The 26,970-nt window shown below is 65.9% G+C and carries 32 protein-coding genes, 1 tRNA gene and 1 riboswitch; of the genes, 13 read left to right on the forward strand and 20 right to left on the reverse strand.

Annotated elements, in window-relative coordinates; all coding sequences use genetic code 11:
* Positions 1-37: 37 nt before the first annotated feature.
* The 3 genes from EAE28_RS05580 to EAE28_RS05590 all read left to right on the forward strand — a co-directional run bounded on the left by EAE28_RS05580 (position 38) and on the right by EAE28_RS05590 (position 1,627).
* On the forward strand, positions 38-376 hold the full coding sequence (locus EAE28_RS05580; protein WP_127104852.1) for a RidA family protein: 339 nt from the start codon (positions 38-40) through the stop codon (positions 374-376).
* Between the two features lie 100 nt (positions 377-476).
* Positions 477-1,118 (forward strand): glutathione S-transferase family protein, encoded by a 642-nt coding sequence (locus EAE28_RS05585; RefSeq protein ID WP_127104853.1) that lies wholly within the window; start codon positions 477-479, stop codon positions 1,116-1,118.
* Complete coding sequence (locus EAE28_RS05590; RefSeq protein ID WP_127104854.1) at positions 1,118-1,627, forward strand: DUF2244 domain-containing protein; 510 nt, start codon at positions 1,118-1,120, stop codon at positions 1,625-1,627. Before EAE28_RS05585 ends, EAE28_RS05590 begins: the two co-directional genes overlap by 1 nt.
* On the opposite strand, the gene EAE28_RS05595 is transcribed toward EAE28_RS05590, so the two are convergent.
* Positions 1,620-2,078, reverse strand: coding sequence for a GatB/YqeY domain-containing protein (locus EAE28_RS05595; RefSeq protein WP_127104855.1), 459 nt, complete (start codon positions 2,076-2,078; stop codon positions 1,620-1,622). The genes EAE28_RS05590 and EAE28_RS05595 overlap by 8 nt on opposite strands.
* Before the next feature lie 161 nt (positions 2,079-2,239).
* On the opposite strand from EAE28_RS05595, the gene EAE28_RS05600 reads away from it, so the two are divergent.
* Positions 2,240-2,315 (forward strand) — tRNA-Ala (locus EAE28_RS05600).
* Positions 2,316-2,338: 23 nt separating this feature from the next.
* On the opposite strand, the gene EAE28_RS05605 is transcribed toward EAE28_RS05600, so the two are convergent.
* Entirely contained in the window at positions 2,339-2,692 is a 354-nt protein-coding gene (locus tag EAE28_RS05605; protein WP_127104856.1) for a winged helix-turn-helix transcriptional regulator, read from the reverse strand.
* Between the two features lie 91 nt (positions 2,693-2,783).
* Between EAE28_RS05605 and EAE28_RS05610 the strand changes: the two genes are divergently transcribed.
* Positions 2,784-3,776 (forward strand): saccharopine dehydrogenase family protein, encoded by a 993-nt coding sequence (locus EAE28_RS05610; protein ID WP_127104857.1) that lies wholly within the window; start codon positions 2,784-2,786, stop codon positions 3,774-3,776.
* 13 nt (positions 3,777-3,789) lie between these two features.
* Here EAE28_RS05610 and EAE28_RS05615 read toward each other — a convergent pair whose 3' ends face one another.
* From EAE28_RS05615 to EAE28_RS05660, 10 genes are all read right to left on the reverse strand, one after another.
* On the reverse strand, positions 3,790-4,221 hold the full coding sequence (locus EAE28_RS05615; RefSeq protein WP_127104858.1) for a 6,7-dimethyl-8-ribityllumazine synthase: 432 nt from the start codon (positions 4,219-4,221) through the stop codon (positions 3,790-3,792).
* Positions 4,222-4,301: 80 nt separating this feature from the next.
* Positions 4,302-4,445: riboswitch (FMN riboswitch) on the reverse strand.
* Positions 4,446-4,479: 34 nt separating this feature from the next.
* Positions 4,480-6,276 (reverse strand): acetate/propionate family kinase, encoded by a 1,797-nt coding sequence (locus tag EAE28_RS05620; protein ID WP_127104859.1) that lies wholly within the window; start codon positions 6,274-6,276, stop codon positions 4,480-4,482.
* Between the two features lie 182 nt (positions 6,277-6,458).
* Entirely contained in the window at positions 6,459-6,620 is a 162-nt protein-coding gene (locus EAE28_RS05625) for a DNA gyrase inhibitor YacG (RefSeq protein WP_220443894.1), read from the reverse strand.
* Complete coding sequence (locus EAE28_RS05630; protein WP_127104861.1) at positions 6,617-7,648, reverse strand: ribonuclease E/G; 1,032 nt, start codon at positions 7,646-7,648, stop codon at positions 6,617-6,619. Before EAE28_RS05630 ends, EAE28_RS05625 begins: the two co-directional genes overlap by 4 nt.
* Complete coding sequence (locus EAE28_RS05635) at positions 7,645-8,208, reverse strand: Maf family protein (RefSeq protein WP_127104862.1); 564 nt, start codon at positions 8,206-8,208, stop codon at positions 7,645-7,647. The genes EAE28_RS05630 and EAE28_RS05635 overlap by 4 nt, the downstream gene beginning before the upstream one ends.
* Complete coding sequence (infA, locus tag EAE28_RS05640) at positions 8,208-8,426, reverse strand: translation initiation factor IF-1 (protein WP_127104863.1); 219 nt, start codon at positions 8,424-8,426, stop codon at positions 8,208-8,210. Before infA ends, EAE28_RS05635 begins: the two co-directional genes overlap by 1 nt.
* Positions 8,427-8,502: 76 nt before the next feature.
* The gene (locus tag EAE28_RS05645) at positions 8,503-9,402 is read right to left on the reverse strand and encodes a carbon-nitrogen hydrolase family protein (protein WP_425466758.1); all 900 of its coding nucleotides are present in this window, start codon (positions 9,400-9,402) and stop codon (positions 8,503-8,505) included.
* Positions 9,399-9,980: a GNAT family N-acetyltransferase gene (locus tag EAE28_RS05650; RefSeq protein WP_127104864.1), complete on the reverse strand. Its 582-nt coding sequence runs from the start codon at positions 9,978-9,980 to the stop codon at positions 9,399-9,401. Before EAE28_RS05650 ends, EAE28_RS05645 begins: the two co-directional genes overlap by 4 nt.
* On the reverse strand, positions 9,977-10,387 hold the full coding sequence (locus tag EAE28_RS05655; protein WP_127104865.1) for a ketosteroid isomerase-related protein: 411 nt from the start codon (positions 10,385-10,387) through the stop codon (positions 9,977-9,979). Before EAE28_RS05655 ends, EAE28_RS05650 begins: the two co-directional genes overlap by 4 nt.
* A gap of 101 nt (positions 10,388-10,488) precedes the next feature.
* The gene (locus EAE28_RS05660; RefSeq protein ID WP_127104866.1) at positions 10,489-11,340 is read right to left on the reverse strand and encodes an NmrA family NAD(P)-binding protein; all 852 of its coding nucleotides are present in this window, start codon (positions 11,338-11,340) and stop codon (positions 10,489-10,491) included.
* Between the two features lie 95 nt (positions 11,341-11,435).
* Between EAE28_RS05660 and EAE28_RS05665 the strand changes: the two genes are divergently transcribed.
* Positions 11,436-11,867, forward strand: coding sequence for a winged helix-turn-helix transcriptional regulator (locus EAE28_RS05665; RefSeq protein WP_246022284.1), 432 nt, complete (start codon positions 11,436-11,438; stop codon positions 11,865-11,867).
* On the opposite strand, the gene EAE28_RS05670 is transcribed toward EAE28_RS05665, so the two are convergent.
* The 4 genes from EAE28_RS05670 to EAE28_RS05685 form a co-directional block, all read right to left on the reverse strand.
* Positions 11,827-12,219: an arsenate-mycothiol transferase ArsC gene (locus EAE28_RS05670; RefSeq protein ID WP_246022307.1), complete on the reverse strand. Its 393-nt coding sequence runs from the start codon at positions 12,217-12,219 to the stop codon at positions 11,827-11,829. The genes EAE28_RS05665 and EAE28_RS05670 overlap by 41 nt on opposite strands.
* A gap of 65 nt (positions 12,220-12,284) precedes the next feature.
* Positions 12,285-12,764 (reverse strand): UPF0262 family protein, encoded by a 480-nt coding sequence (locus EAE28_RS05675; RefSeq protein WP_127104868.1) that lies wholly within the window; start codon positions 12,762-12,764, stop codon positions 12,285-12,287.
* Between the two features lie 296 nt (positions 12,765-13,060).
* Positions 13,061-15,580, reverse strand: coding sequence for an ABC transporter permease (locus EAE28_RS05680; RefSeq protein WP_127104869.1), 2,520 nt, complete (start codon positions 15,578-15,580; stop codon positions 13,061-13,063).
* A complete protein-coding gene (locus tag EAE28_RS05685; RefSeq protein WP_127104870.1) occupies positions 15,577-16,272 on the reverse strand; it encodes an ABC transporter ATP-binding protein in 696 nt (231 codons plus the stop codon). The genes EAE28_RS05680 and EAE28_RS05685 overlap by 4 nt, the downstream gene beginning before the upstream one ends.
* Between EAE28_RS05685 and EAE28_RS05690 the strand changes: the two genes are divergently transcribed.
* Together EAE28_RS05690 and mnmH are read left to right on the forward strand one after the other, a co-directional pair.
* Positions 16,271-16,966, forward strand: a complete 696-nt coding sequence (locus EAE28_RS05690; RefSeq protein ID WP_127104871.1) for an arylesterase — start codon at positions 16,271-16,273, stop codon at positions 16,964-16,966. The genes EAE28_RS05685 and EAE28_RS05690 overlap by 2 nt on opposite strands.
* Positions 16,967-17,125: 159 nt before the next feature.
* A complete protein-coding gene (gene mnmH / locus EAE28_RS05695) occupies positions 17,126-18,178 on the forward strand; it encodes a tRNA 2-selenouridine(34) synthase MnmH (protein ID WP_127104872.1) in 1,053 nt (350 codons plus the stop codon).
* 85 nt (positions 18,179-18,263) lie between these two features.
* On the opposite strand, the gene hemC is transcribed toward mnmH, so the two are convergent.
* Entirely contained in the window at positions 18,264-19,211 is a 948-nt protein-coding gene (gene hemC / locus EAE28_RS05700) for a hydroxymethylbilane synthase (RefSeq protein ID WP_127104873.1), read from the reverse strand.
* 109 nt (positions 19,212-19,320) lie between these two features.
* Between hemC and EAE28_RS23690 the strand changes: the two genes are divergently transcribed.
* On the forward strand, positions 19,321-19,458 hold the full coding sequence (locus tag EAE28_RS23690) for a hypothetical protein (protein WP_164736556.1): 138 nt from the start codon (positions 19,321-19,323) through the stop codon (positions 19,456-19,458).
* A gap of 88 nt (positions 19,459-19,546) precedes the next feature.
* Positions 19,547-20,563: a class I SAM-dependent methyltransferase gene (locus EAE28_RS05705; RefSeq protein ID WP_127104874.1), complete on the forward strand. Its 1,017-nt coding sequence runs from the start codon at positions 19,547-19,549 to the stop codon at positions 20,561-20,563.
* A gap of 95 nt (positions 20,564-20,658) precedes the next feature.
* Here EAE28_RS05705 and EAE28_RS05710 read toward each other — a convergent pair whose 3' ends face one another.
* Both EAE28_RS05710 and EAE28_RS05715 read right to left on the reverse strand, forming a co-directional pair.
* The gene (locus EAE28_RS05710) at positions 20,659-22,677 is read right to left on the reverse strand and encodes a serine hydrolase (protein ID WP_127104875.1); all 2,019 of its coding nucleotides are present in this window, start codon (positions 22,675-22,677) and stop codon (positions 20,659-20,661) included.
* 204 nt (positions 22,678-22,881) lie between these two features.
* Positions 22,882-23,583 (reverse strand): HAD family hydrolase, encoded by a 702-nt coding sequence (locus tag EAE28_RS05715; protein WP_127104876.1) that lies wholly within the window; start codon positions 23,581-23,583, stop codon positions 22,882-22,884.
* Between the two features lie 108 nt (positions 23,584-23,691).
* Here EAE28_RS05715 and clpS point away from each other — a divergent pair, with 108 nt between their 5' ends.
* From clpS to EAE28_RS05730, 3 genes are read left to right on the forward strand one after another with little or no spacing between them, the layout of a single operon-like run.
* On the forward strand, positions 23,692-24,018 hold the full coding sequence (clpS, locus tag EAE28_RS05720) for an ATP-dependent Clp protease adapter ClpS (RefSeq protein ID WP_164736557.1): 327 nt from the start codon (positions 23,692-23,694) through the stop codon (positions 24,016-24,018).
* A gap of 19 nt (positions 24,019-24,037) precedes the next feature.
* On the forward strand, positions 24,038-25,120 hold the full coding sequence (locus tag EAE28_RS05725; protein ID WP_127104878.1) for a class I SAM-dependent methyltransferase: 1,083 nt from the start codon (positions 24,038-24,040) through the stop codon (positions 25,118-25,120).
* A complete protein-coding gene (locus EAE28_RS05730; protein ID WP_127104879.1) occupies positions 25,117-25,923 on the forward strand; it encodes an SDR family NAD(P)-dependent oxidoreductase in 807 nt (268 codons plus the stop codon). The genes EAE28_RS05725 and EAE28_RS05730 overlap by 4 nt, the downstream gene beginning before the upstream one ends.
* 19 nt (positions 25,924-25,942) lie before the next feature.
* On the opposite strand, the gene trxB is transcribed toward EAE28_RS05730, so the two are convergent.
* A complete protein-coding gene (trxB, locus tag EAE28_RS05735) occupies positions 25,943-26,884 on the reverse strand; it encodes a thioredoxin-disulfide reductase (protein WP_127104880.1) in 942 nt (313 codons plus the stop codon).
* Between the last annotated feature and the right edge of the window lie 86 nt (positions 26,885-26,970).

Raw genomic sequence — 26,970 nt, forward strand, 5'->3', positions numbered from 1 at the left:
CCGGGGCCTTTTGCTTTCCCCCAAGCATGAGCCCGCGATGCCCCCCAAAGCCATCATCCCGCCCGGGTCCGGCGATACCGTCCGCCAGCTGGCGCTGTCGCCGGGTGTGCTCTCGGGCGGTCATCTGTTCCTTACCGGCATGACCGGCAGCACCCCGACGGGTGAGATGCCCGCCGACCCCGAATCGCAGTTCCGCAACGCCTTCGACAAGATCGGCGCGGTGCTGGCAGAGGCCGGGCTGGGCTTTGACGCCGTGGTCGAGATGACCAGCTACCACGTCGGTCTGCGCGACCATTTCGACGCCTTCGCCGCCGTCCGGCGCCGCTATGTCCAAGACCCTTTCCCCGCCTGGACCGCTGTCGAGGTCGCGGGATAGCGCCGCGAAGGCGCGCTGGTCGAGATCCGCGTGATCGCCAGCGCGCAAACCCTGCTATAAGACCCCAGAACACAGACCCATCCCAACACAAGGCGCAACCATGCTGACCATCTGGGGCCGACGCGATTCCTCCAATGTGCAAGCCGTGATGTGGGCGGTGGCCGAGCTGGGCCTGTCCCACGCCCGCATCGACGCAGGCCACCGCTTCGGCGTCACAGGCACGCCCGAGTTTCTGGCAATGAACCCCAATGGCACGGTCCCGGTGCTACAGGACGGCGACGGGCCGGTGCTGTGGGAATCCGCCGCAATCCTGCGGTATCTGGCCAACAGCTACGCGCCTGACAGCTTCTGGCCCGTCGAGCCGGGTGCGCGGGCCGATGTTGACCGCTGGGCGGAATGGGCCAAGGTCAACATCGTGCTGCCCTTCGGTGGACAGGTGTTCATGCCGATGATTTTCCAAAAGCCCGAGGTCAGGAATGCGGCTGCGCTTGCGGCCAGCCTCAAGGCGCTGACTGCCAAGTTTCAGATGGCCGAGGCCCGGCTGGCCCTGCACCCCTATATGATGGGCGACACGCTGACGCTGGCCGATATTCACATGGGCAATATTCTGTACCGCTATTTCACCCTCGACATCGCGCGCGCCGATCTGCCCGCGTTGCAGGCCTATTATGACCGGCTCTGCGCGCGCCCGGCCTATGCCGAGCATGTCATGGTCTCGTACGACGCGCTGCGCCCGGCCTGATGCCCTACGCCCTGACCCAAGACAGCGCCACGCAGGCCACGCTGCGCGCCTGGCCGCATAACGCGCTGAACCCGCGCGGCTTTGTCATGGCAGTTGGCATGGCAGCCGGAACGCTGGCGATTCCGCTGCTGGCGGTGATCGGCTCGCCGGTGCTGTGGGGGCTGTTGCCCTTTGCCGGCATCGCGCTGTGGGGGCTGTGGTACGGGCTGGACCGCAACTGGCGCGATCGGCAGATCCTTGAGGAACTGGTCCTGAGCCGGGCGGAAATCACCCTGACCCGAACCAACCCGCGCGGCCCGCAACAGCAATGGCGCGCCGATCCGCATTGGGTATCGTTGCGGCTGGTGCCCCGGGGCGGCCCGGTTGAGAATTACCTGATCCTGACCGGCGGCGGGCGCGAGGTCGAGCTGGGCGCATACCTCACCCCGGACGAGCGGGCGTCGTTGCATGACGCCCTGTCAGACCTGCTGATGCGGTTGAAAACCTACGCGCCCGACACGTTCAGCTGAGGCGGGATTTGACCATCGGCCCGACAGCGCCGAAATCCATCTGCCCGGTAAACTGCGTTTTCAGGGCATTCATCACCCGGCCCATATCGCGGATTGACGAGGCTTCAAGCTCGGAAATCGTCGCGGCAATCGCTGCCTCGACCTCGTCATCGCTCAACTGACGCGGCAGATAGCCCTCGATCACCTTGATCTCGTCGAGTTCGCGCTCGACCAGCTCCAGCCGACCGCCCTCTTCATAGGCCCGCGCGCTTTCCTGACGCTGCTTCACCATGCGCGACATCACCGCCGTGATCTCGACATCGGTCATCTCGCGGTCTTCGCCTTCACCGCGCAGGGCAATATCGCGATCCTTGATCGCGGCGTTGATCAGGCGCAGCGTGGACAGGCGCAGCGTGTCCTTTGCCTTCATGGCAGTCTTGAGGTCCTCGGAGATCCGGGCGCGCAGCGACATCAGGTCGATCCTTGGCTTGGGGAAAACGCTGGTTAACAGTCGCTCACCATACCCTTGTGCAGGGTCGAGAGCAACGTCTTCGCTGCGCCTGCAAAGCCCCGCCAAATCCCCGTCGCCACCCTTGACAGCGCCCCCCGAATACCGCAAAAACACCCGCGTGTGGGGCTGTAGCTCAGATGGGAGAGCGCGTCGTTCGCAATGACGAGGTCAGGGGTTCGATCCCCCTCTGCTCCACCAACCTCCCCCGAAACGCCGCGCCCTCAAAGCGCGGCGTTCGTGTTTTCAGCGTCCATCACCGGCAGGGTTTCGGCCCAGTCATAGAGATGCATCAACACGCCGCGCAACCCGGCGCCCTGCACGGTCAACGCGTAGGTCACCGTGCGGGGAAAACCGTTCGAGACCTGACGGCTGACCAATCCGCGCGCCTGCAAACCCTCAAGCCGCTCGGTCAGCACTTTGGGCGAAATCCCCGGCAAACGTTCCTGCAAGTCGGAAAACCGGCGCGGGCCGGCCTCAAGCTGCCAGAGCGTCAATGCGTTCCAGCGGTGGCCCAGAAATCCGAGCCAATCCTCGGCGAGGCATTGATCGGGGCGGCAAGGATCAGCGGTCAGCATCGTCAGGACTTCCCATTTGGAAAGGGTCGATTCGGTGTGATTGAAGCGCAGCAGGCGGCACTATGCCGCCGCGACCGCAGGAGACCAAGCCATGAAACCCATCACCCTTGTCGGCGGCTACGGCCATGTCGGCTCAAAGATAGCGCGGCGTTTGCGCGATGCGGGATTGCCCGTCCGCATCGCCGGGCGCGATGTCCTGCGGGCTAAAGCGCTGGCCGACCAGCTTGGCACCGACGCGGCGCGGCTCGATCTGGACGACGCCACAAGCTGGGACGCGGCCTTGAAGGAGTCGGGGCCGTTGGTGGTCTGCCTCGATACCGCCACGACCCAGTTCGCGAGCGCCGTTCTGACGCGCGGGCTGGGCTATGTCGATATCTCGGCTACCGACGCCGTACTGCAACGCCACGAATCGCTCGACCCTCTCGCCCGCTCGAACGGGGCGCTGGCGGTGCTGTCGGTCGGTCTGGCGCCGGGGTTGACCAATCTCATGGCGCTTGAGGCCTTGCGCGGGCTCGACCGGGTCGAGTCGCTGACAATCGGCGTGCTTCTGGGTCTTGGCGACAGCCATGGCGCTGCGGCGATTGACTGGACGCTCGACAGCCTGCGGCCCCTGCCGCCGGACGCGGTGCAGCGGCTCGACTTCGCCTCGGGTCCGGTGCCGACCATCCCCTTCGATTTTGCGGACCAGCATGTGCTGACCCGCGCCGGAATCCCTGCCGTCACCACCCGCCTCGGCCTTGGCTCGCCGCTGGTGACCGGTGCGTCACTCCGCCTGCTGTCGGCCCTCGCCCCGCGCCCGATGGTGCGCAAATTCCTGCGATGGAGCCTGCCGCGCTTTCGTGTGGGGTCGGACAGAACCGGCCTGGTGATCATCGCCGAAGGATGGCGTGACGGCGCGCGGGTAACGCGCCGCCTGACCCTCGACGGGCGAGCCGAAGCCGAGATCACCGCGCTGGTTGCAGCCCGCGTGGCACGCGACATCGCCACGCGAACCGAGACCGGCGTGCATCATATCCAGACGCTGTGGCAGCTGGCGGATCTGGCCCCCGACCTGGCCGCTGAGGGGATCACGCTCTCTGCGTGAGCCCCCACGCCGGTCAGGCCAACGCGGCCCGTGCTTGGGTGATTTTCACCGCCGCCTGGGCCGCCTCGCGTCCCTTGTCGACGAAATGCGCCCGGTAGATCGCGTTGTGATGCGCGGTTTCCTGATACTGGTGCGGCGTCAATGAGACCGAAAGCACCGGCACCCCGGTCTCCAGCCCCACTTGCATCAACCCGCTGACCACGGCTTGTGCCACGAAATCATGCCGGTAGATGCCGCCATCCACCACGAAAGCCGCCGCCGCGACAGCCGCATAGCGCCCGGTTTTCGCCAGATCGCGCGCCATCAGCGGCAGCTCGAACGCGCCGGGGACGTCGAACACATCGACCTGTTCAGCGGGAATTATCTGCAAGAAGCCTTCCAGGGCACGGTCGACGATATCGGCGTGCCAACCGGCTTTAACAAAGGCGTAACGGGTGTGTGTCATAGCGGATCTCCTTATCAAGCGACACGTCACCCAAGGCGATCCCATACATCCCGGCGCCGCGCGGCTGCGCGGCATCGGGCGATGGTTCTCTTCCATCCGGACTGTGACCGTCGGCTCAGGAATTGCACCTGATCTGCTGACCCTTCCGCAGGGAAGGCGCTCGCGGGCTTGCGGGAGGCCCGCTTACCGCCGGTGGGGAATTGCACCCCGCCCTGAGAACACGCCCTTATCCCGCGCAAAACGCCGCTTCGCAAGATGTCACGCGCCCAGATGCGCCTCCATCTCGATCACCTCACCCACCCAATCGGCCCCTATGCCCGAGGCATTCGCCTCATCCGTGTCGATATGCATCTCGGTAAACGCGTTGGGCTGGATGCGGATCTTGGTATGGCCGAATGTCAGCGCCCGCTCCCCCTGCCCGATCCGCACAGACACCATCTGCCCGTCCTCAAGCCCCATCGCCTGTGCGTCATCGGGGTGCATATGCACATGCCGCGCCGCCACGATCAGCCCGTCGGTGTCCAGCTGCCCGTTCGGCCCGATCAGCCGGACCGTCGGCGTGCCATCCAGATCGCCCGAATCGCGCACCGGCGCGTCGATCCCCAGCGCGAAACTGTCGGTGCGCGAGACCTCGATCTGCGTGCGCCGCCGCAGCGGCCCCAGAATCGCGACATTCTCCAGCCGCCCCTTGGGACCAACCAGCGTCACCCGCTCCTTGGCCGCCCAGTTGCCCGGCTGGCGCAACTGCTTGGCGATGGTCAGCGCATACTCCGGGCCAAACAGCGCCTTCAGCGAGTCATCGGCCAGATGCACATGCCGCCCCGATACCGCCACCGGGATCGGCCTGACCTCAGCCTCGGGCCGCGACAGATGCGCCGCCACCTCGCGCGCGATTTGCAATTGCTCGGCGGTCTCGGTCACCAGAACCGCCACCCGTGCGCCGTAAGACTGGATCTGCGGCGCCGCGCGCCCCGCCAGATCGACCGACTGGTTGCGGTCGAAATCCAGCCGCAATCCCATGAAGTCCAACCCGTCACAGATCCGCCGCCGCATCGAAGCCGAGTTTTCGCCAATCCCGCCGGTGAACACAACCGCGTCCACACCGCCCATCCCCGCCGCATAGGCGCCGATGTATTTCCGCGCGCGGTGGGCATAGAGGTTGATCGCCATCTGCGCCGCCGCATCACCCGCCGCCGCGCGATCCTCGACATCGCGCATGTCGGACGAGCCAGTCAGACCTTTCAGGCCGCTGTCATGATAGAGCGCGTGCTCGATCTCCTCGATGCCCAACCCCAGCTGGCGTTGCAGATAGCCAAAGGCTCCGGGGTCCACGTCGCCCGAGCGCGTGCCCATCACCAGCCCCTCAAGCGCGGTCAGGCCCATCGAGGATTCAAAACTCTTGCCCAGATTGATCGCGCAGACACTCGCCCCGTTGCCCAGATGCACCGAGATGATCTTGAGCCGCGCCAAGGGCTGCCCCAGCGCCTGCGCCGCGCGCTCGGCGACGTATTTATGCGAGGTGCCGTGAAACCCGAATCGCCGCAATCCGGCCTCGCGCCACGCCGCCGGGACGGCATAGCTGTAGACGCGCGGCGGGTTGGTCAGATGGAACGCCGTGTCAAACACCCCGACTTGCGGCAGATCAGGCCAGACCGTCTGCGCCAGCCGGACGGCATGCAAATTGGCCGGATTGTGCAACGGGGCCAGGGGCGTCAGCGCCTCGATCCGCGACAGCGTCGGTGCATCCAGTACGACCGGCGTGGCAAACTCGGCCCCGCCATGCACGATCCGGTGCCCGATTGCCTCGATCCCGTCGATCCCGTGCTGCGCCAATACCTCCGGCACTGCCGCAATCGCCGCGCCCAGATCCGCATGCGGCGCCTCGCCCTGTTCGGCCACGCCGTCGATCTCCAGCGCAAACGCGCAGGCCCCATCCCGGAACCGCTCGAACGCGCCCTTCAACAACTGCCGCGTCTCGCTGCCCGCTCCCCGTGCGCCCTCGAAGACACCGAATTTCAGGCTCGAACTGCCCGCGTTGAAGACAAGGATGCGCATGCTGTCTCTCCTGAGTTTTCCCACACGATAAGACCGCAGCCGCTGTTACGAAAGCATGACGCCACCTCCCGCAAAGGGTGTCCATCATCTGTCCATAAATATCCCAGGGGTAGGCCGTCAGGCCGTAGGGGACAGCGTCCCCTGCGCGCGGCGAGGGGGCTCGCTGCCCCCGAGCCGCGCCTCTACTCTTCCGGCTCGTCCGGCAGCTCGTCGGCCACCGGAATCGCGTAATCCGCCCGCAGCCAGCGCGCCAGGTCCACATCCGCGCAGCGCTTCGAGCAGAAGGGCTTGTACGCCTCGACCACCGGCTTGCCACAATGCGCGCATGTAGCCGCCTTGCTCACACCGGCCACCCGGCCAGCGGCGCACGGTCGCGCCGCCGCGTCAGCTCGAAATTGCCCAGCGGAGTCCACCCGGCCATCGTCGCTTCGCCTGCATCGGCGCGGAACGCCTTGCTCAGAACCTGCTCCAGCACATGCCGGTCGCGCTTGGGACAGGGCGCGAAATCGACAATGATCATCCCGCCCATGCCCCGCAGCCGCAACTGCCGCGGCAGATCGCGCGCCGCCGCGATCGAGGCTTTCAGCCCCGCCGCCGGTGACGTATCCGCGCCGGTGTTCACATCGACCGCGACAAAGGCGCGGGTCGCCTGAATCCACATCGACGCGCCGCCCTCAAGCGTCACCTCACCCCGTTGCAACGCCTCGATCTGGTCGAGAGCGCCCGAAAGATCGAGCGCCTCGGCGCTGTCGTCGACCTCATCCGCATCACCCCAGTCGCGCCAGGCCAGCTCATGTGGCCCCGGCGCGTCGACCAGCAGCTCGGGCCCGCCGCTCAGATCGGCCAGCACAGCCTCGGCCAGCGCCCGCATCTGAGTGATGTCTTCGGTGACGTCCTCGTCGCTCGCCTGCTCGCAGACCGAGCGCAGGATCAGGCCCAGCGTCTCGCTCGCCCCGGCCATCGCGGCACCGGCCAGTGCCGTCAGCTCATCGCGGATGTCTTCATCATGAATCGCGCGGCTGACATTCAGCCCCGGCGCATCGGGCGTGATGATCGCGTAGCGGCTCTTGAACAGCAGGCGCTGCGTCAGCGGCAAGGCCTTGCCCGGCTCCACGGCTCCGGCGATCTGCACCAGAATGCGTTGCCCCGGTGCCAGACCCTTGGGCGCACGCAGAAAGCCGCTCTGGCCGTCCGGCAGGTCGACAAAGACGCCGCCCAGACCTTTGACCGGCCGTCCGACCACGCCGCGCAGGATCGCCCCGGTGCCCAGCGCGTCGGTTTCCATGGCCAGTTCTTCGATCTGGCCATCGACCATCAGCGCCGCAACCTCGCGGCCCTCGATCTGGCCAAGCGCAATCACCCGACCGATCATGCGCGCCACCCGGCAGCGTTCAGCAGCACGGCGGTTTCCGCCAGCGGCAGGCCGACAACGGCGCTGAACGAGCCTTGAATCCACGGGATAAACGCCCCGGCACGGCCTTGGATGCCGTAAGCCCCGGCCTTGCCCTGCCATTCATCGCTGGCGAGGTAGCCGTTCAATTCATCGTCCGACAGGCGCTTCATTTTCACAGCCGTTTCCACTTCCCGCGTCCAGACCTGTGCACCGCGTTTGACCGCGACGGCTGTGATCACCGAATGGCGACGCCCGCCCAGTAGCATCAGGAATTCCGCCGCCTGCACCGCCGTTTCCGGCTTGCCCAGAATGCGACGCCCCAGTGCCACGGTGGTATCGGCGCAAAGGACGATCTCATCCTCACCCGCCGTCACCGCCTGCACCTTTTCCAGGGCCATGCGCGCGCAATAGGGCCGCGGGAGTTCCCGGGCCCTGGGGGTTTCGTCAATGTCAGCGGGGCGTATCGCGTCAGGCGTGACGCCAATCTGCGCCAGCAGGTCCAGCCGGCGCGGGCTGGCCGAACCTAGAATAAGACGCATCACTTGAAGCGATAGTTGATCCGGCCCTTGGTCAGATCGTAGGGGGTCATTTCGACTTGAACGCGGTCGCCTGCGAGGACACGGATGCGGTTCTTGCGCATCTTTCCTGCCGTGTGTGCGATGATAACATGGCCGTTTTCCAGCTCGACCTTGAACGTCGCATTCGGCAAGAGTTCCTTCACGACGCCGGGAAATTCGAGCAGTTCTTCCTTGGCCATGGTCTCTCCAAATGGGTATCCGCCCGCACGAAGCAGGCGATGGCGATATGCGCCTTCATTTCAGAAGAATCAAGGTTTAACTTGCGCTAATAACCCGCGTCGCGCTCTGGATGCGTTCACTCTGTTCCGGCCAGTGCGTCAGGTTCAGCACAACGCCGTCAGCGCGGGTTTGTGCAATCTGATCGCGCGACACCGTGGCATAGACCCACCCCGGCACATTCATCTCGCCCTCAGCGATAATCCCCGTCGCAGGCCAGTCGCGATCCGGCGGGCCATAGATCGACGCACGGCCGGTGTTCTCTTCCACCCCGACGCACCACGCAGCCTCACCAACCAACGGCGCATGAACCACAACGCATTGATTTTCCAGCGCCCGCGCCATCGAACCGACACGCACGCGGGTAAATCCGGCGTGGGTTTCGGTGGTGCTAGGGGCGAGCAGGATTTCGACACCGGCCTCGGCCAGAGCACGCGACAGCAGCGGGAATTCGCTGTCATAGCAAATCACCACGCCAAAGCGTCCCAGCGGCGTATCGAAGGCAGCCAGTCCGTCGGCACCGGGAATGACATCCCACTCCTCACGCTCGAACCGGGTCATGATTTGCTTGTCCTGATGCCCGATCAGCCCGTTCGGGCCAAAGAACGACGCCCGGTTGACCGGGCGGTTGCCGATAAACACCGGCCCCGAAGGCGCGAGGATATAGACGCCGTACTCCGCAGCCAGACGGGCAAAGACCGCATCTGCGGCAGGCTGGTGCCTGGCCACTTCCGACTGTGCCCCCTCAAGATCGCCAGCCACCGCCGCGCCGCCCAGACTGGCCAGTTCCATTGCGCCGTATTCCGGGAACACCAGCACCTGCGCGCCATTGCCTGCCGCCTCGGCGACCCAGCGCGCGACTTTCGTCTCGAAAGCGTCAAAGCTGTCGAACCAGTCCAGTGGATAGGCGGCAGCGGCGATGGTCACGGTATTGGTCATAGCTCTCGCATCCAGAATTGCAGCGGTTTCTCCGAGTCTACGGTCTCGCCCAGATCTTTCCACCGGAATTTCGCAACAGCCCCGGCCAAAGGCGCATAGCCCCGCGCCTGCCAGAAGGCATCCAAGGGCCGATACCCGGAGGGGCGAGCAGGGTGATTCTCCGGGCGCTGCACCGCACAAAATGCAACATAACGGCGACCAAGGGATCGTGCATGCGCTTCACGGCTGTCAAAAAAGCGATGCCCGGTGCCTTTGCCCCGATACGCGGGCAACAGCACCGACTCGGCGCAATAGAAAATGTCTGACAGCGCCAGCCCGGTTTGCGAGAACGCGGTCGCGAAGTCGTCGGCGTGGTCTTCCATCGGCGTCCCCGTCGCCGCACCGACCAGCGACTCACCGTCGAAGGCCCCTACCAGCACCGCACGCGCACTGGTGCGATAGTGCTCAAGATAGCGCCGCTCATAGGCCAGATCGCCGTCATAGAGATACGGCCAGTCCCGAAACACGGCGATCCGCAGCCGCCCCACATCGTCCAGCGCCGCGCTCAGCGCCGGGCCGGTGAGCGCCTCGACCCTCACGCGCTGACCTGCGCGATCCAGTCTTGCAGGTTGTAGTAGGTGGTGACGCGGGTGATCTTGCCGTCCTTGAGGCTGAAGAACCCCCCGGCGGGCAGCACATAGGTCTGGCCGTGTGCCTCGGGCAGACCCGGATCGGTTTTCAGATAGGTGCCGTTGACGGTGAATTCCGCCGCCCCGCGCGTGCCATCCTCGCTGCCATAGACCACCAGATCGGTGAGCCGCTCCTTATAGGTTTCGGACATATGCGCGCAGAACTCGGCGAAAGCCGCTTTGCCCAGACGCGTCGCGCCCTCGTTCACATGATGGGCGAAATCGTCGTGCAGGCAGTCCACCATTCCGGCGACATCGCCCGCGTTGAAGGCGTCGTAATAGGCTTGGATCGTGGCGCGGGCGGATTGCGAGGGCATCGGGTTCTCCTGATTTTCGCAGGCAGGATACCCAAGTCATTTGCGGGCGAAAGCCCCAAAGACGTGGCAGCGGGCCGGTTGCTCACCGACCCCCTACACGATTATGCCAGAGCGGCGGCGACGGCGTCTTTCAGCGGGGTCGTCGGACGTCCGATCAGGCGCGACAGGGTGTGGCTGTCATCGAACAGAGCGCCCTCACCCGCCTTTGCGTCGCTGTCGGCGAAGATCATCGCAGCACCTTCGGGCAGGCCGAAGCTTTTCAGCAGATCGGCATAGGCGGCCTGCGGCATCGGCGCGTAGGCGACGGGCTTGCCCGCTTGCGCAGCAACCTCGGCGGCGAATTCGGCCATGGTGAAGGCCTCGTCCCCGGCCAGCTCATAGACCTTGCCGGCATGCGCATTGTCGGCTGCAACCACGGCGATCGCCTCGGCGAAATCGGCGCGGGTGGCCGGGGCAATCTTGGCCGAGGCGTTCGCACCGACAACAGCACCGGCGGCGATCGCGCCCGCCAGAGTGCCGGTGTAGTTCTCAAAGTACCAGCCGTTGCGCAGCACCGTCGCGGTCAGGCTGGAGGCTGCCAGCGCAGCCTCGGTCGCAATGTGATCCTGCGCCAGCAGCATCGGCGAGGCATCGCCTTTCAGGATCGAGGTATAGACGATGCGGCCCACGCCCGCCTGTTCAGCCGCCGCGATGACATTGCGATGCTGGCCCGCGCGATCGTTGAAATCGCTCGACGAAATCAGCACCAGCACATCCACACCTTTGAGCGGCGCCGCCAGCGTGGCGGGGGCGGTGTAATCAAACGCCCGGGCTTCGATGCCGAGATCGACGGCTTTGGCCGGATCGCGCACCAGCGCAACCAGCGTGGCACCGCGGGCGCGGGTTTTCAGGGCGGCGATGGCGAGACGGCCGAGCTGGCCGGTGGCGCCGGTGATGGCGATGGTCTGTGTCATGGTATCCTCACAGGGTTGATGAGGGAGACATAGACCTTTACTTACGAAACGTAAGTACCTACATAAATGTTAGTGTAAGATTTCCGGAGACGACCATGACCCCCGCGCAATCCGCCCAAAACATGCTCGACGCGATGGCGCGCGGCAATGTTCTGGCCCCCGACTGCCCCTCGCGCGCCGTGCTGCAACATTTGACCAGCCGCTGGGGGGTTCTGGTGATGGCGGTGCTGGCCACCGGAACCTACCGCTTTGCCGCCCTGCGCCGCAAAATCGGCGGGGTCAGCGAGCGGATGCTGGCGCAGACCCTGCAGCAGCTGGAGGGCGACGGTTTTGTGCATCGCAAGGATTATGGCGAGGTGCCGCCGCGGGTCGAATACTCGCTGACCCCGCTGGGCGAGACGGCGGCGCAACATCTGGTCGGACTGGTCGGCTGGATCGAGGGGGCCTTGGGCGAGATCCTGTCCGCCCATCAGCCTGCACGTGATCTCAGCGCGTCGCCGGACCAAACCGCTCCTGCATCCGCTTGACGATCTGATCGCGGGTCTGACGGTAGGCCTGCAGCTTTGTCTCGCGCGTTTCGCCCAGTCCCGTGGGGTCCATGATCGGCCAGTATTCCACGTTGACATGCGCATAGCGCGTCATCTCCAACGCCATGCGCTGGCTGGCGGGTGACAGCGAGATGATCAGATCAAAGCCTGACAGATCATCGCCCCACTCGACCATCTCATCGAAACTGCGCGAGCGGTGGCGCGACAACTCGACGCCGATCTCGGCACTGACAGTGACGGCGAAGCCGTCGATCTCCAGATCGTTGTAAACGCCCGCGGACTGGACATAGGCGCGCTGACCGTAGAGCTGCTTCATCAGCCCCTCTGCCATCGGCGAACGCACGGAATTGTGGTCGCAGCAAAACAGAATGGAACTGGGAAAGGGTTCGCCCAAGATCACGCCCCGCGATTCAGCACGCTGATCAAGGTGAAAAGGCGGCGCGCGGTGTCGAGATCGATCTCGGCTTTACCCTCGAGCCGCTCTTGCAACACCCGCGCCCCTTCGTTGTGGATGCCGCGACGGGCCATGTCTATCGCCTCAATCTGGCTGGGCGGCAGGCGTTTCACCGCATCGAAATAGCTGGCGCAGATCTGGTCGTAATCCTTGACCACCTGCCGGAACGGCCCGAGCGACAGGTGCATCTCACCTACCAAAGCCCCGGTTTCCTGACTGATCTCGACGACCAACCGCCGGTCGCGGATCGCCAGTGCCAGCCGGTAGGGCCCTTCAGGCACGCTGCGACCTTCGCGCTGCGGCAGCGTGAAGCAATTCTCCTCCAGCAGATCGAACACCGCGACCTTGCGCTCCTGCTCCATCTCGGGCGTTGGAGCTGGCAGGCCGGAATCGTCGATGTCGATGTGGCAGATGCGGTTCATTCACGTGGCTTTCGTCGTTTGCCCCATGGTGATGCCCCAGCGCACCTCCGGGATCAAGGCGCGATTGGCGGCCAAGGCAGGGGGGCTAGCCCCCCTCTGCGCGTGCCGCGCATTCACCCCCCAGGATATTTGCAGCATAAAGTTGGGCGTTAAGGGTTTGTTAACCGCACCTTCTTTGCTCTTCAAATATCCACCAGGGGGTCCGGGGGACGCGTGCGTCCCCCGAGCGGGGTGTGGGGCGGGCCCCACAGCGGCGCGAGACCCCTCGATGGGGTCGAGCGCCGCTCTTCCCCGGTTTATTCCTGCGCGCGCAGGATGCCCGCCGGGCGCGCCGCCAGCGGCCGCCAGGCAAAGAGCAGCCCGGCCAGCAGCACAGCGACAACGCCCCCCACCACGATCAGCAGCGCCGAGAGTGGCTCGAACCGGTAGGGCAGATCCATGACCTGCACGAGGATTGCCCAAGCTGCCAGAGCGCCTGCGCCGATCGCCACCAGCCCTGCTGCCGCCCCCATCAGCGCCGAGCGCAGGGCGAAGCTGGCGAGGATGCGCCCTCGCGTGGCGCCCAGTGTCTTGAGCACCGCCGCCTCGAACACCCGCGCGCGTTCGCCTGCCGCGGCGGCACCGATCAGCACGACAAAGCCCGTTGCCAGCGTCGCCAGCGCGGCCAGCGAGGTGGCCGCCGCCAGCGCCCCGAAAGCCTCGACCACCCGCTGCGCCGCCTCGCGGATCGGGATCGCGGTCACGTTGGGAAACGCAGTGCCCAGCGCGCGCAGGATTGTGCCCTCGGACCCCTCGGGGGCGCGGGCGGTCGCGATTACGGTATGCGGCGCGCCGGCAAAAGCGCCGGGGTTGAAGGTCATCACAAAGCCAATACCGCCCGTGCGGAAATCCAGCTCGCGGAAGTTGGCGATGGTGCCGGTGATGTCGCGGCCCATGACGTTGACCGTAATCGTGTCGCCGAGGGCAAGGCCCAGCTCGGCCCCCTCCTCGGCCCCGAAGGAAATCAGCGGGGGGCCGTCGTAATCCTCGGGCCACCACGTGCCTTGGGTCAGCCGCAACCCGCCCTGATCGGCGGCATAGGTCACGCCCCGGTCGCCGCGAAGCACCCAGTGATTGCCATATTCGCTGGATGGCCGACCGTTGATCTGCGCGATCACGCCGCGCAATTGCGGCGCGGTCTGGATGTCACTGACCCCGTCAAAACCGCCGAGCATGGCGCTGAACGGCGCGACCTGATCGGGTTGCAGGTCCAGAAAGAAGAACGACGGCGCGCGGTCGGGCATCTGGGTCGAGATGGCGTTGCGCAGGTTGGCGTCGATCTGCCCGACGGTCGCCAGAACCGTCAGCCCCAGCCCCAGTGAGAGCACCACAGCCACCGCGCCCTCGCGCGGGTTGCCCACCGCGCCCAGCGCCAACCGCAGCGCGGTATGGCCGCGCAGCGCCTTGGCCCGCGACGCGCGTCGCGACAGAGCGCGCAGCCCCAGCGCCACCAGCGCCAGAATGCCCAGCGCTACGGCGATGCCGATGGCAGCCCCCAGCGCCAGTTGCCACGTCCCCGAGAACCAGACCGCCGCGCCGATCAGCGCGGCGACCGAGAGCGCCAGCGCCAGCATCGGCAGGGCGCCGGGCCGGGCCCGCGACTCGGTGCCGATCCCGCGATAGAGAGCGGCGGCGCGGACGCTTTGGACGCGGGCCAGCGGCCAGAGGGTAAAGACCAGCGCGGTGAGCGCGCCGTAAAGCGCGGCCTCGGCCAGCGGGCGAGGGTAGATCCCGGCGGCAATCGGCACAGGCAGGCTGCTCTGCGCCAGCGGCGTCGCCAGCAGCACAGCCCCCGCGCCAAGCGCCAGCCCCAGCGCCACGCCAACCAGCGTCAGCACGCCGATTTGGATGAAATAAATCGCGAAGATCGTCCGGCCCTCGGCCCCAAGCGTCTTGAGCGTAGCGATCACGCCGGTCTTGCCGTCGAGATAAGCGCGCACGGCAGAGGACACGCCGATGCCGCCCACCGCCAGCCCGGCCAGCCCGACCAGCACCAGAAACGCGCCGATCCGGTCGACAAAACGGGCCACCCCCGGTTCGGCCCGCGTGGCGTCGCGCCAGCGGATGCCAGCATCGTGGAAGGTGTCGATGAGCGAGGCACGGACGCGTTCCAGCGTGTCACCGTCACGCAGCACCAGACGGTAAGACGTGTCATAGAGCGAGCCTGCGCCAAGCAGCCCGGAGCCTGCCAGCGCCTCGGTCGCGACGATGCTACGCGGGCCGAAACCGAAGCTGGTGCCGACAGAATCCGGCTCGCGGATCACCGCCGTCATCAAGGCGAAATCCTGCGTGCCCATGCGCACCGTATCGCCGATGCTCAGGCCCAGCCGGTCAATCAGCAGCGGGTCCAGCGCCGCACCGGGCAAGCCCCCCTGCCCGGCCAGCATCGTTTGCACGCTCATCGGCGGGTCAAATTCGGGCGCGCCGATCAGCGGCCAGGTGTCATCAATCGCCTTGACCTGCGTCAGTGCCCGTTCGCCATCGGGCGAGACAGCCATCGAGCGGAAATCGACGACCTCGCCCCAGGCCGCCGCCTGCGTATCAAGCCAGGCGCGCTCGGCCTCGTCGGCGAAGCGGTAGGTCATGCGCAGCTCGGCATCGCCGCCCAGCAGCGCACGGCCTTCGCGCGCCAGACCGGCCTCGATCGCGGCGCGGACCGAGCCGACGGCGGCAATTGCCCCGACGCCCAGCACCAGACAGAGCAGGAAGATGCGGAATCCGGCAATCCCGCTGCGCAGCTCGCGCCGGGCCAGGATTGCGGCAAGCGCAAGGGTCATGCGCTAACCTCGGCCCGGGTTTCGGTCTCGATCTTGCCGTCGCGCAGGTGGATCACCCGGTCGCAGCGCGCGGCGAGTTCCGGGGAATGGGTGACCAACACCAGCGTCGCGCCGTGGCGGTCGCGCAATCCGAACAGCAAATCCATGATCGCCTGCCCGTTTGGACCGTCGAGGTTGCCGGTCGGCTCATCGGCCAGCAGGATCGCGGGCCGGGGCACGGCGGCGCGGGCCAGAGCGACGCGCTGCTGCTCGCCGCCCGACATCTGCGCGGGGTAGTGGTGGATACGCGACCCGAGGCCGACGGCGGTCAGCTCGGCATCGGCCCGCTCGAACGCGTCCTTGTGGCCGGCCAGTTCCAGCGGCGTGGCGACGTTTTCCAGCGCGGTCATCGTGGGGATCAGGTGAAAGGACTGGAAGACGACGCCCATATTGCCGCGCCGGAAGCGCGCCAAAGCGTCCTCATTCATCGTGGTCAGATCCTGCCCCAGCGCTCTGACCGAGCCGCTGGTCGCGCTCTCCAACCCGCCCATCAGCATCAGCAACGAGGACTTGCCCGAGCCGGACGGGCCCACCAGACCAATGGACTGGCCGCGTTCAACGTCCAGTGAGATGCCCTTGAGGATCTCGACAGGGCCGGCATTGCCCTGCAAGGTCAGGCAGGCATCCTTGAGGGACAGAACGGGTTCGGGCATGAAAACAATCCTTTGCAACGCTTCAGGCCGATATGGGGTCGCGTGCGCTTATAGCAAGTTGCGCGGCCTTGCGGCGGCTGTGCTTTTCACGGCGCTGGCAGGGGTTTCCGTCGCCGATGCCGAAACTTTGCGCATCACGGCGCTCGGGGACTCGCTGACGCAGGGCTATGGGCTGGTGCAGGGCGAGGGTCTGGTGCCGCAGCTGGAAGCCTGGCTCAGGGCGCGCGGGCATGATGTGAGCGTGATCAACGCGGGCGTCAGTGGCGATACGACGACCGGCGGACGCGCTCGGCTGGACTGGACGCTGGCGGACAATCCTGACGCGGTGATCGTGGCGCTGGGGGGCAATGACCTGCTGCGCGGCATTGATCCCGCGTTGAGCCGCGCCAATCTGGACGCGATCCTGACGCGGCTGGACGATGAGGGGTTGCCTGCGTTGCTGGTCGGGTTGCCCGCGCCGGGGAATTACGGGGCGGCGTATCAGCAGGCGTTCTCAGCGATGTACCCGGAGCTGGCAGAGGCACATGACGCGCTGTTGGTGGCCAATATGATGGCGCCACTGACGGCAGAGGGCATCGAGCCGCGCGCGGTGATGCAGGGGGATATGATCCACCCGAATCCAGCGGGGGTCTTGCTGGTGGTCGAGGCGATGGGGCCTGCGGTTGAGGAATTGATCGCGCGAGTTGCCGAGTGAGGGAGGCCGGCGCTCGGGGGCATCGAGCCCCCTCGCGCCGGGTGGGGCCAGCCCCACACCCCGCCAAGGGGGTTTTCCACCCCCTTGGAATCCCCCGAGGATATATCCAGCATAAAGTTGGGCTTTGAGTTCGGCCGGTTGGGCGATAAGCCCTGAAGGATGCAACGTGTCACGCTCACTACCCTCTCGGATCTGTTCTCCTTGCCCTATGACGAGGTGATCGATGTTCGGTCGCCGGCCGAGTTCGCCGAGGACCGGGTGCCCGGTGCGGTCAACCTGCCCTCGCTGAGCAATGAAGAACGCGCGCGGGTCGGGACGGTTTATGTCCAGGAGAGCCGGTTTCTGGCCCGGCGGATGGGTGCGGCACTGGTCGCGCGGAATGTGGCATCGCAACTGGAGGGCTATCTGGCCGACAAACCCACCGATTACCGACCGCTGGTTTATTGCTGGCGGGGCGGGCAGCGGTCGGGGTCGGTCGCGCTGATTCTGGGGCAGATCGGCTGGCGTGTCGGGGTGCTGGACGGTGGCTGGCGCTCGTGGCGGCGGCTGGTGCAGAAGGCCCTGTATGAGGAGCCGTTTCCGGCGCCGGTGATGGTGTTGGACGGCAACACCGGGACGGCCAAGACCGCGATCCTGCACAAGGTGGCGGCGCGCGGGGGGCAGGTGATCGATCTGGAGGGGTTGGCGCGGCACCGGGGCAGTCTGTTCGGGCTGGTGCCCGGCGATGCGCAACCGGCGCAGAAGGGGTTCGAGAGCGCTTTGGCCGAGACGGTGGCGCGGCTCGATCCGTCGCGGCCGGTGCTGGTGGAGGCGGAGTCCAACCGCATCGGGGCGATCCGGTTGCCGCCGTCCTTGTGGCAGGCGATGCAGGGTGCACCGCGGATCGAGATCGACGCTCCCCTTGAGGCGCGCGCGCAATGGCTGACCACAGCCTATGCCGACATCACCGGCGCGCCCGGTGAACTGGCGGCGCGGATCGCGGCGCTGGGGCCGTTCCAATCCAAAGCGACGATTGCCGAGTGGCAGGCGCTGGCCGAGGCTGGTGATTTCACCCCGCTGGCGGCTCGGCTGATGGCCGAGCATTACGACCCGCGCTATGCGCGCACCAAGCTGCGCGAAGGGGCAGCAGCCGAGCATCACCTGCGCAGCGAGCGGCTGGACGATGCGGCGCAAGAGGTGCTGGCGGATAAGATCGCGGCGGTACTGGGCTGACAGTTTTTCAACATTGCAACGCAAAATCCCCGGGGCTTGCGCCACCGGGGCTTTGCTTTTCCAACATCGCGCAAAGGCCTGACGTTCAGCTGCGCCAGTCGAAGAACCCGGCAGGCGCGCGGGCCAGCAAGCGCTCTGCCACGGCCTTGCCCAGCGCGGCGCCCTCGGCAATCGGGGCGCGGCCTTCGTCGGAAAGCGACTCCGAGCCGTCTGGGCGCAGGATCTCGCCGCGCAGCCAGAGCTGGTCGCCCTCGATCACCGCCAACCCGGCAATCGGCGTCTCGCACGAGCCATCCAGCGTGGCGAGGAACGCGCGCTCGGCTGCCAGCCGCAAGCCGGTGGTCCGGTGGTGGATCAGCTCGAGCATCGCCTGCGCACGCGCGTCATCGACGCGGCGCTCGATGCCGATGGCCCCTTGGGCAACGGCGGGCAGCATCTGCTCGGGGTCGATGGCCGAGCGGGCCACATCGGCCATGCCCAGCCGGTTCAGCCCGGCCATGGCGAGGAAGGTGCAATCGGCGACCTGTTCGCTCAGCTTGCGCAGGCGGGTCTGCACGTTGCCGCGGAACTCGACCACTGTCAGATCCGGCCGGCGGTGCAAAAGCTGCGCTCGGCGGCGCAGGGACGAGGTGCCGACCACCTGCCCCGGCGCCAGATCGTCGAGCCGCGCGACCCCCGGCGAGACGAACGCGTCGCGCACATCCTCACGCGGAAGGTAGCAGTCCAGCATCAGCCCCTCGGGCTGGGCGACCGGCATGTCCTTCATCGAGTGCACGGCGATGTCGATGTCGCCCGCCAACATCATGTCCTCGATCTCGCGGGTGAACAGCCCCTTGCCGCCCAGTTCCTTGAGCGGGCGATCCTGCACCTTGTCGCCGGTGGTGGTGACCACGACGATCTCGAACGCGGCTTGCGGCAGGTCGAAGCCGGCCATCAGCCGGGCGCGGGTCTCATAGGCCTGCGCCAGCGCCAGCGGCGAACCGCGGGTGCCGATCTTCAGGGGTTCGGCGGGGGTGGGGAGGGTCACGCTCATGACGCCTGATTATCCCCAGCGCCCCGCCCGTGCAACGGGGTGCCTTTTGTTTGAACCGATACGTCGCAGGGCACGACCCATAAGGGACATCAGCCTCTCAGGAGCCGCCATGCCTGTTCGCCTCAAGACTGCCCGCCTTTGGAGCGTCGTCGCCATCGTGCTGGTGATCACCGGCGCGGTAGCCGTGGCGGGCACCGGATCCGACACAGCACCGCCACACAGGCTGCCTTTGTCGCGCGCAATCTGAGGAAATCGCCCCTTCGCGCTCTATTTTGCCCTAGTCTTGACAAAAACCCGAGGCACCAAAGCCGAACCGAACCAACGGAGTCGGCTTTATGAAGGATCTCGCTAGCGTGTCACAGACGATGGCCCAAACGCGTTTCAGCCCGATCTGCCCCCTCACGGGGTCGGAAATGCACCCGGGTCTGACCGTGCCCATCGACTGGCGACGACCGGCAGATCGCCGTGCCTGGCAGATCTGGTGGAATGAGACCGATGGCTTTGGCCAGGTCTTTCCGCGACCGCGCCCCAGTGACGTGGCCAGTTTTTATGACATCGACGCCTATTACACCCATGCCGAGCGCTATACGCCCGACGTCGCCGAAGAAGCGCGACGTGTGGGCACGCTGGGCCGCCAGCTGGGCCGTCTGGCCTGGCGGTTTGAGCGCGGGGCTGAGCCGACGTCGGCCTGGTGGCGGTCGATCATCCCGCAGGAGGCCGAGACCGGGCTGGAGATCGGCTGCGGCGATGGCGACAGGATGCGCACCTTTGGACCGCACCTGAAATCCGTGCGGGGGGTCGAGCCGGACACCCGTGCGGTCGCTGTAGCGCGCAGCCGCGGGCTTGACGTGCGGGAGGGGACGGCGGAATCGTTGCCGGCTGCCATCCGGGGCTCGCTGTATGATCTGATCGTTTTCTCGCATGTCCTGGAGCACACACTGGACCCGGTACTGGCCCTGTCGAATGCGCGTGACCTGCTGTCAGACAACGGCGTCATGTCGGTTGAAGTCCCCAATATGGCGAGCGAAGGCGCACGCCGGATGGGCCCGCGCTGGCGCTGGCTGGATGTGCCACGGCATCTGAATTTCTTCACGCCGGACAGCCTGAAAGCCTGCGCCGAAGCCGCCGGGTTGCGCGTGCGCGCCGTCCTCTATCGCGGCTATGTGCGTCAGTTCATGCCGGACTGGATGATCGATGAAGCCCGCATCACCGCTGAGATGGAGGGCCGCGACCTGTTGCAGGCCGATATCGACCGTCAGGTGCGCCACTCGCTCGGGCTGTTCGCCGCCACGGCACTGGCTGACCCGGCCAAGAAATACGATTCCGTCCGGGTGATCTGCTCGCGCGACTGACACAGCCGCCTTGCCATTGAAAACGCTCGCGAAGATCTCTTCGCGAGCGTTTTGCATTCCAACGGAAAGCACCTGTCGCGGGGCGGGGCCGTGGATCACCCCTCGGGTGCGACGACCGTGCAATCGTGATCGCGGGCGATCAGTCGGGTGCAAGCCATTTCGGCCTGTTCTTGCGACAGCGAGTTCACCTCGGCCACATAGCGCCCGCCGCGCGTGGCGACCCGGCGCACACCGGTGCTCAAGGTCGTCGACTCGGACAGAGCGATGCGCAACAGCGTGCGCTCGGCGTCAAAAGGTGAGCCAAAGCGACCCAACTCGACCCGCCAGAGCCGCCCGCCCGAAGTGGAAACGCGCGTGACAATCTCTGGCATCGGGGCTTCGATAGGGGCCGGATCCGCATCCGAAGCGCTGGTCAGCACGATCGCCGGGGTCAGCACCGGGTCTTCGGGATTTTCGTGATCCAGCGCCTGCAGCAGTTCTTCGTCGCGCCACAGAACGCGCCCTTCGTCATCCACCGCCAACTCTACCGCCGCTGGTTCAATCGCGGGCAAGCCTGCGTCCGGGCTGGGTGCCGCGGCAGCAGCCGCGATCATCTCCGTCGGCTGCGCGGCGGCGGCCTGGTCCAGCGCGATGGGCGGCAGGCCGGGGATGGTCAGGGCGTGATCTGCCACCTGCACCTCGGCCACGGCGTCAGCATCATGCTCGAACTGGTCGGGCGACGTCGGCGCGGTTGCAGCAACCAGCGCTGCCAGCTCTTCCGGGCGCGGCGCAGGGGTCACGGCGGGAACCGCATCCGTCTCGGTCAACGCGGCATATTGTTCGGGGTCGATGATCGAGAACCCGGCAGCGCGTGCGACCTCGACGCCGGTGTCGCTCATACCGGCTGTTTCGGTTTCGTCGGCTGGTGCCAACGCCGCCAATGCCTCTTCGGGACGGGCACGCGGCAAGGGAGACCGCTCAGGGGCGGCAGCGGCAACCAGCACCGTGGCCTCTTCAGCGACGTCGGCGATGGCGTCTTCACCCTCCTCCGACTCCTCTGACGAGACACCGGGCAGGACGCCCGAATCAGCGATGTCGACAAGCGAGTCCGGCTCTCGGATATCGTCGATCACCTCGTCGATCCCGTCGCGCAGTGCGGCGATCAGATCATCAGACGGCGCATCGCCGGGTTGCGGCCTGCGCCGCGGAAAGCGCGATGTCGTCGGCGCTGTTTGCAGGCGAATCACCCTGCCCGCAGCGACGCCCGATCCACGATCATCCGACCCGGGCACATAGCTGGGACGCGAGGGACGGTGAACGGCGGCCCTGCGTGGCGCCAGCCGGAAGCCCCGGTCCATCAGTTCGACCACGCGGTTATAGCGCGCCGTGGACGACCGGTTGCCCATCGCCGTGACCAGAATGCGCACGCCATTGCGTTCCGCCATCGCCGTCAGGTTATAGCCTGCCGCGCTGGTAAAGCCCGTCTTGATCCCGTCCGCCCCGCGGTAGCCGTTCAGAAAACGGCGGTTGGTGTTGTTGACCGTGGCGATCCCGGCATCCTCGGACCGACGCGAGAAGATGTTGTAATACTGCGGAAAATCGAAATAGAGCTGCCGACCCAGACGGCTCATGTCACGGGCCGAGGAATAGTGCCCCTCTGACGTCAACCCATGAGGGTTGCGAAAATGGGTGCTGGTCATGCCAATCGCCCGCGCGGTGCGGTTCATGCGCGTGGCGAAGGCCGATACCGAACCTTCAAGCGCCTCGGCGATGGCGACGGCGGAATCATTGGCTGACCGCAGCGCGGCGGCGCGGATCAGATAGCGAAACGAGATCGTCTGCCCGGCGCGCAGACCCAGCCGCGAAGGGGGCTGCGCAGCGGCGTGTTGCGAGATTCGCACCCGCGTGTCGAGCGTGATCTCCCCGTTCTCCAACGCCTCGAAGGCGATGTAGAGTGTCATCATCTTGGTCAGTGACGCCGGGTGCAGGCGTGCTGTCGAGTTGTCTGTTTCCTGAAGAATTTCACCCGTTCGCACGTCCATGATCACGGCTGAATAGGGTTGCGCTACGGCTCGCATGGGCATGCCGGTGGCGAGGATCGCCGCACAGAATACTGCTACGGACCACGCACACATGTCCCTGAGCCAACGCTGTCGATGCGTTGTCACTTGCCTGACCTCTGCCTCTGCGCCCCCGTTTAGCCGGCGGCGTCATTTCTGCTCACGATAAGGCTACCATTAAAGCGGCGATATGAAAACCCCCCGCCTTTTCAACAGCTTTTCGGACGATCTTGAGACGAGATCTATATCTGGCGGAGGCGCGCAGGGCGCCCACAACATTCAGGACGACTCGATATCGTCAATCAGCGCAGGCAAATCGGCCAAGGTGGAAATCCGCCGAAAGCGCGGGTGGCCCTCGGGTGTGGGCGCGCGCTCCAGCGCCCATTCCAGCCCGTGCGGCACGAACACGCCCCAGGCCCCTGCGTTGAGCGGCGCGACAACATCAGAGGCCATGGAATTGCCCGCCATCAGCGCGTGCGCGGCCCCGTCGCCATGCCGCGTAAAGACGCGGGCATAGGCCTCGGGTGTCTTGTGGCTGACGATCTCGACGGCGTCGAACAACTCGCCCAAGCCCGACTGCGCCAGCTTGCGCTCCTGATCCAGCAGATCGCCCTTGGTGATCAGCACCAGCCGGTGCTTGTCGGCCAAAGCCTCGACCGTGTCCTGCACCCCGTCGAGCAGTTCAATCGGATGGGCCAGCATCTCTTGCCCGGCGGCGATGATCTGGCCGATCACGTGGCCCGGAACGCGGCCATCGGTCACCTCGACCGCCGTTTCGATCATCGACAGCACGAATCCCTTGATGCCGAACCCATAGCGCCCGACGTTGCGATGTTCGGCGGCGAGCAGCCGCTCGGACAGGTGCTCGGCCTCGGCATGATCGGCCAGCAACTCGGCAAAGCGGCTCTGTGTCAGGGTGAAAAACCGCTCGTTGTGCCAGAGCGTATCGTCCGCATCGAGACCAATCGTCGTTAACTGCATCGTAAGGGATGTCCTGGCAGGGTTCACTTGAGCGTTCTGCGCGCTATATACTGCCGGGAAACCGAATCTGTCACCCCAGGCCAAACCCGCATGGTATTGCACTCCACGATGTCCGATCGCACAGACGACCCCGACAACGGGGATCCCGGCGTTGCCACCAAGACACGCACCCGCACCCAGCGTCCGCCGATGTATAAGGTGATGCTGCTGAACGACGATTTCACGCCGATGGAATTCGTCGTGCATGTGCTTGAGCGTTTCTTTGGCGTCAATCACGCACAGGCGTTTGAGATCATGCTCACGGTCCACAAGAAGGGCCTCGCCGTGGTTGGCGTCTTCAGCTACGAGATCGCCGAAACCAAGGTTGCGCAGGTGATGGACTTTGCGCGCCGTCACCAGCACCCGCTACAGTGCACGCTGGAAAAAGAGGAGTAGGACGCGCTCGCGTCTGCCCATGACCATTTCGCTGACTGACCCGGCCCCCCGCGCCCTGCGGCTGGAGCTTGCCGTCGAGGCTGGGCTTGCCCTGCCTTCGAGCGGCACCATTGCCGTCTTCCACCCCCGTGCCGGTGAATGGCTGGACCCGCTGCCGCGTGAGCGCGTGCAGATTGTCACCCCGCATGCGCCGGACCATGCCGCGTTTGTCGCGCAGGGTTACAGCTGTGCGCAAGCCGCGACCGGCCCGTATAGCGCCGCGCTCGTCTGCCTGCCCCGCTCGCGGAGCGAAGCGCGCGATCTGCTGGCGCAGGCTGCGGCACTGACGGATGGTCCGGTGATCGTGGATGGCCAGAAGACCGACGGCGCGGATGCGCTGTTGCGCGAACTGCGCGCTCGGGTAGAACTGAGCGAGGTCATTGCCAAAGGTCATGGCAAGATCGCCTGGTTCCCGTCGCCCGGTGATACGCTGGGCGACTGGCGCGCGGTGGCCGGTGAAGTTTCCGACGACACCCGCAGCTATCAGACCTTGCCGGGCCTGTTTTCGGCCGATGGCATCGACGCGGCCTCGGCCTTGCTGGCGCAGATGCTGCCGGCGGGCCTGAAAGGCCAAGTGGCGGATATGGGCGCGGGCTGGGGCTATTTGTCGGCACAGCTGCTGGCCAAAGCCCCCGGCATCGCCGCTCTGCACCTGATCGAATCCGACGCCCGTGCACTGGGTTGCGCGCGGCTGAACGTCACCGACCCGCGCGCTCAGTTCCACTGGGCCGACGCCACCAACCCGCTGCCGCGCCTGCCGCTGGATGCGGTGATCATGAACCCGCCGTTCCATCAGGGCCGCGAGGCGCGCCCACAGCTGGGCGTTGCGTTCATCCAGAGCGCGGCCAAAATGCTCAAGCCGGGCGGCCAGCTGTTCATCGTCGCCAACCGGCACCTGCCCTATGAGACGACGCTGGCGGCTTGTTTCCGCAAGCTGACGGAAGAGCCCGGCAACGCCGGCTTTAAGCTGTTTGTCGCCGAAGGCCCGGTCCGCGAGCTCAAAGCCGCCAAGTCACGCACCGCAGCGCCCCGCGCCGGCCACAGCAAAGGACGCCGTGCATGAGCTTTTCGATCGAGGGCAAGACCGCCATCATCACTGGTGCGGCCACCGGCATCGGCCATGCGATTGCCCGGCATTTTGTCGATCAGGGGGCCAATGTCGTCTTCTCGGACCAGAACGAAAAGCGTCTGAAATCGGGTGCTGACGATTTGGCAGAGCTGCCCAACTGCCGCCTGTTTGCCGGTGACCTGCGCGAAAAGCTGAACGTTGCCAATCTGTTGTCCACGGCTCTGGACGCGTTCGACCGGGTCGATATCCTGATCAACGCAACCCGTAGCTTTATGGTCACCGACCCGCTGGACCCTGCTGACAACAGCGTCGAAACCCTGCTTGACCAGAACCTGAATGTCGCCCTGCGCACCAGCCAGGCGGTTGCGCGGCGAATGATCCTGCAAGCCGAGCAACAAGAGAACCGACCGCAAGAGGCCGGAACGATCATCAACCTGTCCTCGATCGCGGCTCATCGCACGCAACCTGAGCTGTTGGGATTTTCCATCTCGAACGCGGCGCTTGAGCAGATGACGCGCTCGATGGCCGTGGCGCTGGCACCGCAGGCGATCCGGGTCAACGCGATCGCCGTTGGCTCGTTGATGAGCGGCACATTGCGCGACACGATCGCCGAGCACCCCGAATACCGCGACAGCATCATCGCGGGCACGCCCCTGCACCGGATTGGCACGGCATCAGAAGTCGCTGAACTGGCGCAGTTCCTTGCCTCGGCCGCGTCTGGCTTCATGACCGGGCAAGTCGTCGGGCTGGACGGCGGCCGGTCCGTTCTGGATACGGTGCAGCGCCCCGCCCATTGAGCGGGACGCTACGCCGCGCTTAGTCCTGCGCGGCCAGCCAATGCTCGGCATCGAGCGCCGCCATGCAACCCATCCCTGCCGAGGTCACAGCCTGACGGTATTTGTCATCCGTCAGATCGCCTGCCGCAAACACGCCCGGAACCGAGGTGCGGGTCGAGCCCGGCTCGACCCAGACATAATTCCCCGAGTGCAGCTTGAGCTGATCCTTGACCAGCTCTGACGCCGGCGCGTGACCGATGGCGACAAAGAAGCCCTCGGCGGGCAGCACCGACTCGGCCCCGGTCTTCAGGTTGCGGATCTTCACGCCGCTGACGCCCAGCGGCATCGAAGTGCCCTCGACCTCGACAATCTCGCTGTCCCAGACGACTTCGATCTTGGGGTGCTTGAACAGCCGGTCCTGCATGATCTTTTCCGCCCGCAGGCTGTCACGGCGGTGCACCAGCGTGACCTTGGACGCGAAATTGGTCAGGAACAGCGCCTCTTCCACGGCGGTGTTGCCGCCGCCGACCACGACGATCTCCTTGCCGCGATAGAAGAACCCGTCACACGTGGCGCAGGCCGAGACACCGAAGCCCTTGAACTTATCTTCGCTCTCCAGCCCCAGCCATTTCGCCTGTGCGCCCGTCGCCAGCACAACGGCATCGGCGGTATAGACCGTGCCGCTGTCACCGACGGCTGTGAAGGGACGCTTGGACAGATCCAGCGACAGGATAATGTCGGTGATGATCTCGGCGCCCATCTCGCGCGCGTGGTTCTCCATGCGCACCATCAGGTCCGGTCCCATGACCGACGCGTCACCGGGCCAGTTTTCCACGTCGGTGGTGATGGTCAGCTGCCCGCCCGGCTGCATGCCCTGCACCAACACCGGCTCCAGCATCGCGCGTGACGCATAGACAGCGGCGGTATAGCCCGCAGGGCCCGAACCGATGATCAGCAGGCGGGTGTGTTTGGTTTCGGACATCTGGCGCTCCATACATATTCTTTTCACTGCATGTAATCGCGCGAGAGCGTCATGCAAGGGCTTGCATTCTCCTATCGGCTCGGACC

It is taken from the genome of Pararhodobacter zhoushanensis, from assembly GCF_003990445.1.
GTDB classification, from domain to species: Bacteria; Pseudomonadota; Alphaproteobacteria; order Rhodobacterales; family Rhodobacteraceae; genus Pararhodobacter; species Pararhodobacter zhoushanensis.